Source organism: Nocardioides antri (assembly GCF_008373765.1).
GTDB classification, from domain to species: domain Bacteria; phylum Actinomycetota; class Actinomycetes; order Propionibacteriales; family Nocardioidaceae; genus Nocardioides; species Nocardioides antri.
Genome location: NZ_VUJW01000008.1, coordinates 151,667 through 166,040 on the forward strand (window position 1 = coordinate 151,667; position 14,374 = coordinate 166,040).

The following is a 14,374-nucleotide window of genomic DNA, read 5'->3' on the forward strand; positions in this document are numbered from 1 at the left end:
GTGCAGGCCTACCTCGATCTCGTGCAGCGGATCCTCGACGAGGGAGCGGAGAAGGGCGACCGCACCGGCACCGGCACGCTGAGCGTGTTCGGCCACCAGATGCGCTTCGACCTCAACGCCGGCTTCCCGCTGGTGACCACGAAGAAGATCCACACCCGCTCCGTCTTCGGGGAGCTGCTGTGGTTCCTCCGCGGCGACACCAACGTCAAGTGGCTGCAGGACCGCGGCATCACCATCTGGGACGAGTGGGCGGACGCGAACGGCGACCTCGGACCGGTGTACGGCGCCCAGTGGCGCTCCTGGCCGACCCCGGACGGACGCCACATCGACCAGCTCGCCGAGGTCATCCAGCAGATCCGCAGCAACCCCGACAGCCGTCGTCACATCGTGTCGGCCTGGAACCCCGCGGACATCCCCCAGATGGCGCTCGCGCCCTGTCACACCCTCTTCCAGTTCTACGTCGCGGAGGGACGGCTGAGCTGCCAGCTCTACCAGCGCTCGGCCGACGTGTTCCTCGGCGTGCCGTTCAACATCGCGTCCTACGCGCTGCTCACCCACATGGTCGCGCAGGTGTGCGAGCTCCAGGTCGGCGACTTCGTGCACACCCTCGGCGACGCCCACCTCTACTCCAACCACCTCGAGCAGGCCCGGCTGCAGCTCACCCGCGACCCGCGCCCGCTGCCCAAGCTGGTCCTCGACCCGGCGGTCACCGAGATCGACGCCTTCGAGCTCGAGGACATCGCCGTGGAGGGCTACGACCCCCACCCCGGCATCAAGGCCCCGATCGCAGTATGAACCACCCCACGGCGTTCTTCGTCTCCCCCGCTTCGCTCCTCCGACGAACAACGCCGCGGGGACCCCGGTGACGACCCCGGGCGGCAAGACGGTGACGATGGTCGCCGCCGTCGCGGAGAACGGAGTGATCGGGCTGCACGGCAAGATCCCGTGGCACCTCCCGGAGGACTTCGCGCACTTCAAGGCGACGACCTCGGGCCACGTCCTGATCCTCGGCCGCACGACCCACGAGGGCATCGGCAAGCCGCTGCCCGACCGCACCACGATCGTGCTGACCCGCGACCCGGACTGGAAGGCCGACGGCGTCGGCACCGACCTCTTCGTCGCGCCCACGCTCCCCGACGCGCTGAGGCTCGCCGACACGCTCGACGGCGACGTGATGATCGGCGGCGGGGCAGTGGTCTACGACGCCGCGCTGCCGTACGCCGACGTGCAGGTCATCAGCGAGGTCCACCAGTCGCCCGAGGGGGACACCCACTACCCGGAGTTCAGCCGCAAGCGCTGGCGCGAGGTCTCCCGCGAGCCGCGCGAGGGGTTCGACATCGTCCGCTGGGAGCGGGTCCACGCCTGCGGTTGAGCGGCCTGCAAGGCTCGACGCATGACAGTTGAGCTCCGGGTGTTCACCGAGCCCCAGCAGGGCGCGTCGTACGACGACCTCCTCGCGGTAGCCCGCACGGCCGAGGACCTCGGGTTCGGTGCGTTCTTCCGCTCCGACCACTACCTGACGATGGGCGGCGACGGGCTGCCCGGGCCCTCGGACGCGTGGACCACGCTGGCCGGGCTCGCGCGGGACACCTCCACGATCCGGCTCGGCACGATGATGTCGAGCGCGACCTTCCGCCACCCCGGCGTGCTCGCGATCCAGGTCGCCAACGTCGACGCGATGAGCGGCGGCCGGGTCGAGCTCGGCATCGGCGCAGGCTGGTTCACGGAGGAGCACACCGCCTACGGCATCCCGTTCCCCGACACCAGGGAGCGGTTCGCGCGGTTCGCCGAGCAGCTGGACGTGGTCACCGGGCTGTGGTCGACGCCGCGGGGGGAGACCTACGACTTCACCGGCACCCACTACCGGCTGGCCGACTCGCCGGCTCTGCCGAAGCCGGTCCAGGACGGTGGCTACCGCGGCGGCCCGCCGATCCTGATCGGCGGCAAGGGCAGGAACCAGACGCCCGCGCTCACCGCCCGCTACGCCGACGAGTTCAACTTGCCGTTCGTCGACGAGGACTTCACCGCGACCCAGTTCGCACGTGTGCGGGCCGCGTGCGAGGAGATCGGGCGCGATCCCGACGACCTGACCTGGTCCAACGCGCTCGTGCTGTGCGTCGGCCGTGACGAGGCCGAGCTCGCCCGCCGGGCGGAGGTGATCGGTCGTGACGTCGACGAGCTGCGGTTGAACGGGCTGGCCGGCACTCCGCCGGAGGTCGTCGACAAGATCGGCCGCTACGCCAAGCTCGGCGCCCAGCGGGTCTACCTGCAGGTCCTCGACCTGTCCGACCTCGAGCACCTCCACCTCGTGGCCGAGGAGGTCATGCCGCACGTCTGAGTGACGACGGGGTCAGGCAGGCTTCGGCATCGGGCCGAAGGACTGGTTGCACGCCGCCTCACCGGAGCACGACGTGAGCTCGCGGGTGCGCCGCAGCAGCTCGCGCCGGACCTCGTCGTACGCCGGGTCGGCGATCCGGTTGACCGTCGCGTGCGGGTCGACGGCCCGGTCGAAGAGCACGCCGTTGCGGGGGTTGCCGGCGTGGACCGCGAAGAGGTAGCGGCCGGTCGTCACGCCGCGGTAGCGCCAGCCGTCGGTGTCGTCGTCCGCCGAGTCGCCGATCTGCACCAGGATCGTGTCCCGCGGATGGTCGGTGCCGATCCGGCCCAGCGGCAGGCCGTCGAGCGTCCGGTCGGCGGGCACGCCGCCCGCCCACTCCAGGAAGGTCGCAGCCAGGTCGACGAGGGTGATCGGCTCGTCGACGACCGCGCCCCGGGCGATGCCCGGGCCCCGGACGACGAGCGGGATCTCGAATGTCTCGTCGAACGGCAGGTTCTTGCCGCGCTGGCGGTGCTCGCCGAGTTGGAAGCCGTTGTCGGAGGCGAAGACGACGTAGGTGTCGTCGAGCTCGCCCAGCTCCCGCAGCCGGTTCACGGTGCGCCTGACCGCGTCGTCGACCGACAGCAGCGCCCGGGCCCGGGCGCGGGCCAGCCGGACCAGGTCGCGGGTCGGGATCAGCGGTCGCCGGAGGTCGGCCGGCAGGTCGCTGACGTCCCGTTCCTGGAAGGACGGCTCGCCGTACGACCCAGGGAGCAGGGCGGCGTACGCGTCCTGGTGCCTGCGCTCCGCGACCGGGTGGCGCCACACTCCGTTGCGGCGTGACCCGTGGGGGGCGACGTGGTTGACGACGGTGAAGAACGGAGCACCGCTGCGCGCGAACCGCGCCATCGTGCGATCGGAGCGCCCGCCGATGACGTGGGTGGTGTAGCGGCCGTCGATCCGGTCGCCGTCGGTGAAGACCGCCCTCCGGTCGTAGCTGTAGATGCCACCGACCTGGGTGTCCCACCGCGTCCAGCCGGGCTCACGCGGGGCGGCGAACCGCTCGTAGCCGTTGAGGTACTTCCCGTGGTGCGAGGTCCGGTAGCCCGCGTCCTGGAGCCACGCCGCCACGGTGTTGCCGGGGTGGGAGAGCGCCTGGTAGCCGCCCCACGGTCCCTTGTTGTTCTGCACCCCGTTGTTCTGGCCGAACTGGCCGGTGACCAGCTCGGCCCGGGCCGGGCAGCAGACCGGGTGCGGGGAGAGCGCGCCCCGGTAGGTCGTGCCGTTGCGGACCAGCAGCCGTCGTACGCTCGGCATCAGGCGGAGCTCGTCGGCGCGCATGTCGTCGGCGAGGATCAGCACGATGTTCGGGCGGCTGTCGACGGCGGCCGGGGACGCCGGTACGCCGGCCGAGGGCACGCTGGGGGACGCCGGCGGCTGGCCGACGGTGAGCAGCATCAGCAAGCCGACGACGGCGGTCAGTGGTGCGGAGAGGGAGCGCACTCGCACGAGGAGAGATCCTTCCAGGTCTCAGGTCGAACCGGGCCGGGATGACACCACAGGTGGTCCGTCGAGGCTGTGACCCCCGTCGCGAGTCGGCCCTGCCCGGTCGAAGCGATAGCCTTGCACCATGAGTTCCGCGCCCTTCGGCACCGTGCTGACCGCAATGGTCACGCCCTTCCGCGAGGACGGCTCGGTGGACCTCGACGCCGTCCAGCGCGTCGCCCGCCACCTCGTCGACCACGGCCATGACGGACTGGTGGTGTCCGGCACCACTGGTGAGTCGCCCACCACCACCAAGGAGGAGGACGGCGAGATCCTCGCCGCGGTCAAGGATGCGGTGGGTGACCGCGCCAAGCTGGTCGCGGGCGTCGGCACCAACGACACCAACACCTCGATCTGGCTCGCCCAGCAGGCGGCCAAGGTCGGCGCGGACGGCGTGCTGCTCGTGACGCCGTACTACAACAAGCCGGGCCAGCGCGGGATCGTCCACCACTTCCGCCAGGTCGTCGACGCCGCCGACCTTCCGGTGATGCTCTACGACGTCCCCGGCCGCACCGGAAGCACCATCGCGCTGGAGTCCTACCAGGAGATGGCCGGCTGGGAGCCGGTCGTCGCCGTCAAGGACGCCGTCGGCGACATGGTCCGCGGCGTGCGGATCAGGGACCTGGGCTACGCGGTCTACTCCGGTGACGACCACGCCAACCTCGCCTGGCTGGCGCACGGCGCCGCCGGCTTCGTGTCGGTGGCGGGCCACGTCGTGGGCGACCGCCTGCGGGCGATGTACGACGCGTTCCACCACGGCGACCCGATGGCGGCCCTCGACATCTACTCCGGGATGCTCCCCGCGATCGACGCGATCATGGGCGCCCCCAACTACGGGGCGACCGCCGCCAAGGCGGCGCTGGAGCTGGTCGGTGTCCTCGACAACCGTCGGGTCCGGTCGCCACTCGTGGCCCTGGACGACGACGAGGTCGCGGCTCTCCGCGCCGGTCTTGAGTCGGCGGGAGTCCTGGGTTGAGCCACCCGCACCCGGAGCTCGGAGCCCCGCCCGAGCTGCCCTCCGGTGGGCTGCGGGTGATCCCGCTGGGCGGCCTCGGCGAGGTCGGCCGCAACATGACCGTCTTCGAGTACGACGGGCGCCTGCTCATCGTCGACTGCGGCGTGCTCTTCCCCGACGAGTCCCACCCGGGCGTCGACCTGATCCTGCCCGACTTCGCCGCGATCCGGGACCGGCTCGACGCCGTCGAGGCGCTCGTGCTCACGCACGGGCACGAGGACCACATCGGCGCGACGCCGTACCTCCTGCGCGAGCGTGGCGACATCCCGCTCGTCGGCTCCGAGCTGACCCTGGCGCTCCTCAACGGCAAGCTCCGCGAGCACCGCCTGAAGCAGACCGCCTTCCACAAGGTCAAGGAGGGCGACCGGATCAGCTTCGGCCCGTTCGACCTCGAGTTCGTCGCGGTCAACCACTCCATCCCCGACGCGCTCGCCGTCGCGATCCGCACCGGCGCGGGCCTCGTGCTCCACACCGGCGACTTCAAGATGGACCAGCTGCCGCTCGACGGCCGGATCACCGACCTGCGGGCGTTCGCGCGACTGGGGGAGGAGGGGGTCGACCTCTTCCTCACCGACTCGACGAACGCCGAGGTCCCCGGCTTCACGACCTCCGAGAAGAACATCACCCCGGTCCTCGACCAGGTCTTCCGAGAGGCCGACCAGCGGATCATCGTCGCCTGCTTCGCGTCCCACGTGCACCGGGTCCAGCAGATCCTCGACACCGCGGTCGCCCACGACCGCCGGGTGGCCTTCGTGGGCCGGTCGATGGTCCGCAACATGGGGGTGGCGCGCGATCTCGGCTACCTGACCATCCCGCCGGGCGTCATGGTCGACGCGAAGGAGCTCGCCGAGCTGCCGCCCGAGCGGCAGGTGCTGATCTCCACCGGCTCGCAGGGCGAGCCGATGAGCGCGCTCGCCCGGATCGCCAACCGTAGCCACCACTTCGTCAACCTCGAGGCCGGCGACATGGTGGTCCTCGCCTCGAGCCTGATCCCCGGCAACGAGAACGCGGTCTACCGCGTCATCAACGGGCTTTCCCGGTGGGGCGCCCGGGTGGTGCACAAGGGCAACGCCCTGGTCCACGTCAGCGGCCACGCCAGCGCCGGCGAGCTCCTCTACTGCTACAACATCGTCCGCCCGCGCAACGTGCTGCCGGTGCACGGCGAGACCCGTCACATGCTCGCCAACGGCGCGCTGGCGAAGCAGACCGGCGTCGAGAACGTCGTGTACGCCGAGGACGGCGTCGTGGTGGACCTCGTCGACGGCGTCGCGTCGGTCACCGGCAAGGTCGCCGTCGGCTACGTCTTCGTCGACGGCCAGTCGATCGGCGACGTCACCGAGTCCGAGCTCAAGGACCGCCGGATCCTCGGCGAGGAGGGCTTCATCTCGGTCATCGTGGTGGTCGACTCCGTCGCCGGGAAGGTGTCGGCGGGCCCGGAGATCCACGCCCGTGGGCACGCCTGGGCCGACTCCGACTTCGAGTCCATCAAGCAGCCGATCATCGACGCGGTCAACGCGATGCTGTCCGACGGCAACGACGACACCTACCAGCTCCAGCAGACCGTGCGCCGGACCATCGGGCGCTGGGTCAGTGGCACGCACAAGCGGCGGCCCATGATCATCCCGGTCGTCGTCGAGGCCTAGTCGGGTCTCGACAAGCTCGACCACCGAACGCAACGGTCCCCGCCCTCCCGGAGGAGAGCGGGGACCGTCGTCCTTGCTGCTAGGTGCTGCTGGTCGATCAGTGGTGGAAGTGGACGATGAACGTGTCCTGGCTCCGCCGGAAGCCGTCGTCGCCCTTGTACCTGGCAACGATCGGGCGATCGCCGACCCGGAAGACCCGGAGCACCGTCACCTTCGCGATGCCGCGGTCATTGAGCCAGTCCCGTCCGAGCTTCCGCTGGCCGTACCACAGCACGACGCGCCCGGTCGGGGTCTCGCCGTTGGCGGCGGTGACCTTGACCTTGACGTCGAACGGCACGCCCTTCTCCTGCCGCTCGGGGTACTCGACGGCCTTCGTGGTGGTCTTGACCGGGTTGGGCGCGCAGACCTGGACCTTGACGTTGTCGACGTACCAACCGTCGACGCCGTTGCAGCCGTCACGACCGAAGTCGAACCGGAAGCTCACGCTGTCACCGGCATCGGCGAGCGTGCTGAGGTCGATGATCGACTTGCCCCACGAGCCGCCCAGCTGACCGCCGTCGGTGCCTGTCCATGCGGGCTCGCCGCCCATCGGACCGGCCGTCGGGTCGAGCTCGCCGCCCGGCGCGTTGAACAGGTACGCGTCGAGCGGCACGAGCTCGAAGTCCCCGCCGTTGACGCTGACCTTCACGTTGCCGCCGTCCCACGTCGCCTCGGACGCCATGTAGTGGCGGAACGTGAGCCGGGGGGTCTGGCCCTCAGGGACGGTGATGTCCGGGCTGATCAGACCGTTCCGGCTGGTGAGGTCACCCTCGCCACCGCAGACGCCCGCCACAGGGTCGGGTGCGAACGCGACGGTGCCGCCGTGGTCGTCCGGTGCGTCCTCCGAGGCCCGCCACGGGATCCCCTCGCTGAACGAGAAGCCGAGCTCCTCGTCCTGGCTCCAGCCCGCGAGACCGTCCTCGAAGTTCTCCTTGTAGGTGGTCTCGGTGTGGGTGCCCTCACCGCAGACGGACGGGTTGCCCGGCTGCAGCAGGGGCTGCCAGTCGCACTTCTCGGTCGGGTCGAGCCGGAGCTCGGTCTCGGCGATGGCCGCCTCTACCCGGTTGCAGTCAGCGTCCGTCGTGCCGCCCTCGACCACGGCGGGGTCGACGACACCGCCGTCCGCGCCGTCGGCTTGGGTCGGGCTGCCGAGGGTGACCCTCTCGATGTCCTGGCCCTGGAGTGCCTCGCAGGACGCGAGCAGACCGTCGGCCAGGTCGGGGAAGTACGACATCGGCGTGAGGAAGTGGGCCTGGGTGTACCAGAACAGCCACGCGGCCTTGTCGAGCCCGATCGGGGCGACCTTGCCGTCCAGTCCGTCCACGAGGATCGCGAACGTCCGGTTCACGACACCCGAGTTGCTGTGCACACCGCCGGAGTCATCGTCCGAGCAGTGGTACTCGGCGTCGGAGACCTTGCCCGGGTCGCCGTAGCAGTTGGGGTTCCACATGTCGCGGATCGCACCACCGAACGCCGGGTCGGACTCACCCGACAGCCAGCGGTAGGTGTCGTCGGTGTCCGACGGGACGGCGGCCGCGTGGAACGTCACCGGGCCTCCGGCCGACTTGAACTTCTGGCCGTCCTCGAAGCTGACCATGATTCCGTAGATGTCAGCCGAGCCCGACATCGAGAACGGCTCCTGGCCGGCCGTGTGGTTGCCCACGACGATGCCTTCGGCACCGGCGTCCTCGGCGTTCTGGGCCTTGGTCGCGAACGTGCAGGCGCCGCGGTCGACGTAGACCCAGCGACCGGCTATGTCGCCGGCGTTCTCGAACGGGAGACAGCCGTTGCCCGTCGAGGTGTCCGGCGTGCCGTCCGGCAGGGTGCCGGTGCCGTCGACACCGACGATCGCCTCGCCGGTGACCCCGGCCTGTGTGATCACGGGACCGAACGACGCCGGCGCGGCGGCACAGGGTCCGGCCACGCTCGCGGGCGCGGTGATCTCCATCGTGATCTCGTTGCGGGTGTACTCCGAGCAGTTGCCCTCCGTGCGGTAGACCGGGTTCGCCTGCGTCTCACCGCCCTCGTTGTGGCGGGTGTTCAGCATGTCGACGGTCTCGCCCCAGATGTCGGAGTAGGCCTCGTTCATGGCGCCGGCCTGCCACTGGTAGATCAGACCCGAGGTCGACTCCGTGTAGGCGTGACCCCACTCGTGGGCGACCGTGTCGTCACCGGTGACACCGCTGCAGTAGTTGGTCGAGAAACCGTTCCAGTTGGCGTTCGGGCAGTTGATGGTGGGGTCGTTGTTGACGGTGATCATCTCGCCGCCCAGACCGTCCCAGGAGTTGTAGCCGAACGTGTTGCGGAACATCCAGTACGTCTCACCGGCTCCGAGGACCTCGTTGCGCTGGTCCTCGTCGAGGCTGCCGGGGAACGGGTCGCCCTCGCTCCACACGTGGTCGTAGTTGACGAAGTCGTCGTCGGGGTTGTCCGGCGTGCCGTTGTCGTCGACGTAGCCTTCGTAGAGCTCGCGCTCGAGGGCGTGCGCCATCATCGACCAGCGGTTGAGCGGCTTGTTGGTCTCGGCGTCGAGGATCAACGTCTCGCGGATGTTGTCCTTGTTCCACACCTCGGCGACCCAGGCGAGACGGTTGTCGCCGTCGATGCCGCGGGGCGAGCCGGTGCGGTAGACCATCAACTCGATCGAGCGGACCTTGAGCCCCGCCTTGTAGGCGCGCGGCAATCCGTCCTCGTAGCCCTCGGGACGGGCCTTGACCAGCGCGAGCGCGCGCGCGGACGCCTCCTCCTTCGAGAACCGGGGAGTCGTGCTGAGGGAGAGGCCAGGGGCGGCGAAGCCGTTGATCACGGTCAGGTCGCCCTCGCGGTCGACCTCGGCCTTGAGCTCGGCACCGAACACCGGGATGCCCTGGTGGGACTGGGTGAAGGTGACCGACCAGCCGAACTTGTCGGCGTAGACGCCGGCCTGCTTCAGCTCGGAGGAACGGGCGCCGAAGGCACCGGCGAACCGGTCGAGGTAGCGGGTCGCCTTGTCGATCGCTCCTTGACGTCCCTCGGCGGCGACCCCGGGGAGCAGGTCGGGATTGGCACCCTTGCCGCGCACGAAGCCGACCTTCCCCGTGGCCGGGTTCTCGCGCAGCGCGATGTCGCCGGACGCGGTGTTCCGCATCTCGTCGATGATGGATGGGTCAGGGGCCGCGGGAGCAGCGGATGCGCTGAGCGCGGGGGGTGCCGCCAGGCCGGCGGCGATGAGGGCGAGGCCGAGCGCAAAGCTGCGGCCCCGGTTGAGATTCTTCACCGAGGGAATCCTTCCAAGGAATTTATTCCAGGAGATGCGGGCCGAAAGACACGCACCATCCGGCACCTTAGGAGTGCGGCACTCTCCGGTCCAGACCCTGATTCGACTGAATTTGCCCGCCACGACCTTCTCGTCCCCGCCCTGCGCTTCCGTGTGCAGGAAGGGGCGTTTGAGGCAGCGACACGCTTCCGTGATCCATGGGGCTGATGTGACGACTGAGTAGGGTCATCAGCATGGCGACCCGTACGTCTTCCCCGACGCGGTCGCGCAGCCGGAGCACGTCCAGCAGCCGCGGGAGCGGCAAGGCAGGTTCCAGCTCGCGATCGCGAAGTACAGCCAAGAAGAAGCCGACCGCGAAGCGAAGCGCCGCGACCCGTCGGCCGGCGCCTCGCGCCGTCCGGAGCGGACCCGGCCCGGTCTCGCGATCGTTCGCCGCGTTCGCGCGGGCGATCGCGGCGATCTGGCTCGGCATCGCGCACGGCGTCGGCGCCGTCGTACGAGGGATCGTGGGGGGAGCCAAGGAGATCGAGCCGGAGCAGCGCCGCGACGGTGTGGGCCTCCTGCTGGTCGGGCTCGCCATGGTCGTCGCTGCCGGGGTGTGGTTCGAGGTCCCGGGCGGTGTCATGGAGCTCGTCCGGACCGTGGTCTCCGGCACGGTCGGCAAGGTCGCGTGGTTCGTCCCGATGCTGGTCCTGCTCGCCGCCTGGCGCGTGATGCGTGACCCGGTCGCCAACGGTCCGGTCGGCCGCCAGGTGATCGGCTGGACCGCCTTCGCGTTCGGCCTCCTCGGCGTCGTGCACATCGCCAACGGCAGCCCCGAGCCGGTCAGCGGCGACACCACCCCGCTCCGCGAGGGCGGGGGAGCGGTCGGGTACGTCGTCTCCGCCCTGCTCCTCGACCTGCTCCGCTCCCCGGCGCTCGTCGTTCCGCTGCTCGTGCTGCTGGCGTTCTTCGGCGTCCTCGTCATCACCGCGACACCGCTCTACCGCGTGCCCGACCGGCTCCGCGAGATGGGTGACGTGCTCCTCGGCCGCCACCACGGCGACGCCGACGAGGGCGAGCCGACCCAGCCGATCCGGGTGAAGCGCGGGCGCGGGTCCGACGACACGATCGACCCGCTGATGGGCGACCAGGCCTACGACTCCCCGCTCCTCGCGGACCAGCCGAAGAAGCGGCGTGGCCGCAAGGCCGCCGCCGCGGTCGAGGAGTCGATGGAGCTGCGCGAGCCGATCGACGTGCCGCTCACCGACGAGCCCGGCCCGGCTCCGGTCCCCGCCGCCCAGGACGAGACCGGGGAGCTCGAGCCCCCGCCCCACGCCCAGCTGCCGCAGCGGGTCGAGCAGCTCGCCCTCTCCGGCGACATCACCTACTCGCTGCCCAGCGGCGACGCGCTCAAGCCCGGCTCGCCCCACCGCGCCCGGTCCAAGGCCAGCGACGCCGTGGTGGAGAAGCTGTCGCAGGTGCTGGAGGAGTTCGGCATCGATGCGCAGGTCACCGGCTACACCCGCGGCCCTACGGTCACCCGCTACGAGATCGAGCTCGGCACCGGCGTCAAGGTGGAGAAGATCCTCGGCGTCTCGCGCAACATCTCCTACGCCGTCGGCTCCGAGGACGTGCGCATCCTCAGCCCGATCCCCGGCAAGTCCGCGGTCGGCGTCGAGATCCCCAACATCGACAAGGAGATCGTGTCCCTGGGCGACGTGCTGCGGTCGAACGCCGCGCGCAACGACCACCACCCGATGGTCGCCGGGCTCGGCAAGGACGTCGAGGGCGGCTTCGTCGTCGCCAACATGGCGAAGATGCCGCACCTGCTGGTGGCGGGTGCCACCGGCTCCGGAAAGTCGAGCTTCATCAACTCGCTGATCACGTCGGTCCTCATGCGGGCGACGCCCGACGAGGTGCGGATGATCATGGTCGACCCCAAGCGGGTCGAGCTCAACAACTACGAGGGCGTGCCGCACCTGATCACGCCGATCATCACCAACCCCAAGAAGGCCGCCGAGGCGCTGGCGTGGGTCTGCCGCGAGATGGACATGCGGTACGACGACCTCGCCAACTTCGGGTTCCGCCACATCGACGACTTCAACAAGGCCGTCAGGGCGGGCAAGGTCGAGGTCCCGGCCGGCAGCGAGCGGGTGCTCGCGCCGTACCCCTACCTGCTGGTGATCGTCGACGAGCTCGCCGACCTGATGATGGTGGCGCCGCGCGACGTGGAGGACTCGGTCGTCCGGATCACGCAGCTGGCGCGCGCGGCCGGCATCCACCTGGTGCTCGCCACGCAGCGGCCGTCGGTCGACGTCGTGACCGGCCTGATCAAGGCGAACGTGCCGTCCCGGCTGGCGTTCGCGACCTCGTCGCTCGCCGACAGCCGGGTCATCCTCGACCAGCCGGGTGCGGAGAAGCTGGTCGGCCAGGGCGACGGGCTGTTCCTGCCGATGGGCGCGTCGAAGCCGATACGAGTCCAGGGCAGCTGGGTCACCGAGGCCGAGATCCACCAGGTGGTGCGGCACTGCAAGACCCAGCTCGAGCCGACCTACCGGGAGGACGTCACCGCCCCGCAGACCAGCGGCAAGGTCCTCGACGACGACATCGGCGACGACCTCGACCTGGTCGTCCAGGCGATCGAGCTGGTCGTGTCGACGCAGTTCGGGTCCACCTCGATGCTGCAGCGCAAGCTCCGCGTCGGCTTCGCCAAGGCCGGCCGGCTGATGGACATCCTCGAGAGTCGTGGCGTGGTCGGCCCCAGCGAGGGTTCGAAGGCCCGCGACGTGCTGGTGAAACCCGATGAGCTCGACTCCGTGATCGCGACCATCCAGGGGGAGTGACGGACATGACCGACGAGATTCTCGACACCGACCTGCCGACCACGGACCGACCCGACGAGACCCCCGACCAGGTGGAGGTACGACGCAACGTCGTGCTCTCGGCCGTCATCGGCACCATCGCCGCGGCACTGACCGTCGCGTTCGCCGTTCGCGCGTTCGGCGACGGTGCACCGCTCGACTGGGCGGCGTTCGCGGTGCTCGGTCTCATCACGGTGCTGCACGCCGCTGCCGTCGCCGACGGCCGCGCGCCGCTGCTCGTGGCCGACCGCCTGGGCGTCCGGCTGCGGGAGGGCGCCGAGTGGCAGGGCATCGCCTGGGACCAGGTCGAGTGCCTCGAGCACCTGCCGCGGCGGCTGCCGTTCCGCGACGGGCACCTGCTCGTCGTGGGGGAGAGCGGGCAGCAGCTGATCGTGCCGCTGACCCTCGCCACCCGGCTGGTCGGCGCCGACCGGGCGACCGTCAGCGACGAGCTCGCCACGCTCGCGGACGGTCGCGCCGACGTCGTCGAGGTGGTGCCCGGCCTGGACGATGACGCCGACGACGACACCTTCGCGACCTCGCCCGACGAGGAGAGCGACGCCGAGGACACCGTCGCCCTCGAGCGCCGCGGCATCGCGGCCGAGGTCGAGCGACGCTTCCGCTTCCCGTTCGCGGGGCCGGCGGCGCCCGCCGACACCGACGACGACACCGTCGACACGATCGAGCCCGTCCTCGCCGAGGCGTCGACCGACGAGATCGAGGCCGTGCCGGACGACGAGCCGGCCGACGGCCGCCGTGCCCCGACCCCGACGCCCGGCCCCGGCCGCCCGGTGGTCGGCGCCGCGCGGGTCGAGGTGCAGCGCACCGGCGCGCACCAGACCGGGTCCCACCCCACGATCGGCGCCAACGCGCTGCTCTCCGACCCCGCCCTCGACGCGACGCCCGCCGAGCAGACGTTGACCGTCGTCCTCGACGACCTGGCCGTGCACCCCGCGCCCGAGCCGGTCATCGGCCCGCAGCTCGAGGGGGCCCGGAGCCGGCTCCGGCTGACGGTCGACCAGCTCTCGGAGCGCACCCGGATCCGTCCCCACGTGATCGAGGCGATCGAGGTCGACGACTTCGGTCCGTGCGGGGGCGACTTCTACGCCCGCGGTCACCTGCGCACGCTCGCCCGGGTCCTGGGGCTCGACGCCGGCCCTCTGGTGGCGTCGTACGACGAGAAGTACGCCGACGCGCCCGTCGACCCGCGCCGGGTCTTCGAGTCCGAGCTCGCCACCGGCGTGGGCGGCTCGATCCGCGGCACGCGCGGCGGCCGGAATTGGTCGGTCCTCCTCGCTGCGGTGATGGCGGCAGTGCTGGTGTGGTCGATCGCCCGGCTGGTGATGGACGGGCCGGTGCCCCTCGGCGACCCCGCGTCGCTGCGGCAGACCGGTAGCGGCGGGATCTCGAACGGCCAGGGGAACGTGCCCGCCGTACCGGTCACCCTGACCGCCACCGGTGGTGGCGCTGCGGTCCTGGTCCGCGACCGCGACGGCGACATCGTCTTCGACGGACAGCTCGCGTTCGGGCAGACGTCGAAGCTCGAGGTCGTCCCGCCGGTCCGGATCCAGAGCTCCGACGGCTCGGTCACCGCGGCAGTCGACTGCAAGGACCCCGAGCCGCTCGGCGAGACCGGCGCGGAGGTCACGAAGGTGCTCTCCGCCTGCTGACGCACCCCGGGAGGGGAGATCCCGGCGTTTCGCTCCAGGGAGGGGC

At 70.7% G+C, this 14,374-nt stretch carries 9 protein-coding genes; 7 read left to right on the forward strand and 2 right to left on the reverse strand.

The genetic code is table 11. The features are described from left to right. From F0U47_RS13900 to F0U47_RS13910, 3 genes are all read left to right on the forward strand, one after another. Window positions 1–795 carry a thymidylate synthase gene (locus tag F0U47_RS13900; protein WP_149751072.1) on the forward strand — a complete coding sequence of 265 codons (795 nt, stop codon included), beginning with the start codon at window positions 1–3 and terminating at the stop codon, window positions 793–795. A 67-nt stretch (window positions 796–862) separates the two neighbouring features. Beyond that, window positions 863–1,372, forward strand: coding sequence for a dihydrofolate reductase (locus F0U47_RS13905; protein ID WP_246159626.1), 510 nt, complete (start codon window positions 863–865; stop codon window positions 1,370–1,372). A gap of 21 nt (window positions 1,373–1,393) precedes the next feature. Further along, window positions 1,394–2,338 carry an LLM class F420-dependent oxidoreductase gene (locus tag F0U47_RS13910; protein ID WP_149751073.1) on the forward strand — a complete coding sequence of 315 codons (945 nt, stop codon included), beginning with the start codon at window positions 1,394–1,396 and terminating at the stop codon, window positions 2,336–2,338. A 12-nt stretch (window positions 2,339–2,350) separates the two neighbouring features. On the opposite strand, the gene F0U47_RS13915 is transcribed toward F0U47_RS13910, so the two are convergent. Continuing rightward, a complete protein-coding gene (locus F0U47_RS13915) occupies window positions 2,351–3,826 on the reverse strand; it encodes a sulfatase-like hydrolase/transferase (protein WP_149751074.1) in 1,476 nt (491 codons plus the stop codon). Between the two features lie 121 nt (window positions 3,827–3,947). Between F0U47_RS13915 and dapA the strand changes: the two genes are divergently transcribed. Both dapA and F0U47_RS13925 read left to right on the forward strand, forming a co-directional pair. Beyond that, a complete protein-coding gene (dapA, locus tag F0U47_RS13920) occupies window positions 3,948–4,838 on the forward strand; it encodes a 4-hydroxy-tetrahydrodipicolinate synthase (RefSeq protein ID WP_149751075.1) in 891 nt (296 codons plus the stop codon). Next, a complete protein-coding gene (locus F0U47_RS13925; protein WP_149751076.1) occupies window positions 4,835–6,520 on the forward strand; it encodes a ribonuclease J in 1,686 nt (561 codons plus the stop codon). Before dapA ends, F0U47_RS13925 begins: the two co-directional genes overlap by 4 nt. 97 nt (window positions 6,521–6,617) lie before the next feature. Here F0U47_RS13925 and F0U47_RS13930 read toward each other — a convergent pair whose 3' ends face one another. After that, on the reverse strand, window positions 6,618–9,815 hold the full coding sequence (locus F0U47_RS13930) for a M4 family metallopeptidase (RefSeq protein ID WP_149751077.1): 3,198 nt from the start codon (window positions 9,813–9,815) through the stop codon (window positions 6,618–6,620). Between the two features lie 233 nt (window positions 9,816–10,048). Between F0U47_RS13930 and F0U47_RS13935 the strand changes: the two genes are divergently transcribed. Then, the gene (locus F0U47_RS13935) at window positions 10,049–12,640 is read left to right on the forward strand and encodes a DNA translocase FtsK (protein ID WP_149751078.1); all 2,592 of its coding nucleotides are present in this window, start codon (window positions 10,049–10,051) and stop codon (window positions 12,638–12,640) included. A gap of 5 nt (window positions 12,641–12,645) precedes the next feature. Continuing rightward, complete coding sequence (locus F0U47_RS21620; protein ID WP_223162776.1) at window positions 12,646–14,328, forward strand: helix-turn-helix domain-containing protein; 1,683 nt, start codon at window positions 12,646–12,648, stop codon at window positions 14,326–14,328. Window positions 14,329–14,374 lie beyond the last annotated feature (46 nt).

What these genes read in the sequence shown, in the direction of transcription:
- F0U47_RS21620 (WP_223162776.1), top strand. Translation starts at nt 12,646, where the DNA reads ATGACCGACGAGATTCTCGACACCGACCTGCCGACCACGGACCGACCC.
- F0U47_RS13935 (WP_149751078.1), top strand. Translation starts at nt 10,049, where the DNA reads ATGGCGACCCGTACGTCTTCCCCGACGCGGTCGCGCAGCCGGAGCACG.
- F0U47_RS13910 (WP_149751073.1), top strand. Translation starts at nt 1,394, where the DNA reads ATGACAGTTGAGCTCCGGGTGTTCACCGAGCCCCAGCAGGGCGCGTCG.
- dapA (WP_149751075.1), top strand. Translation starts at nt 3,948, where the DNA reads ATGAGTTCCGCGCCCTTCGGCACCGTGCTGACCGCAATGGTCACGCCC.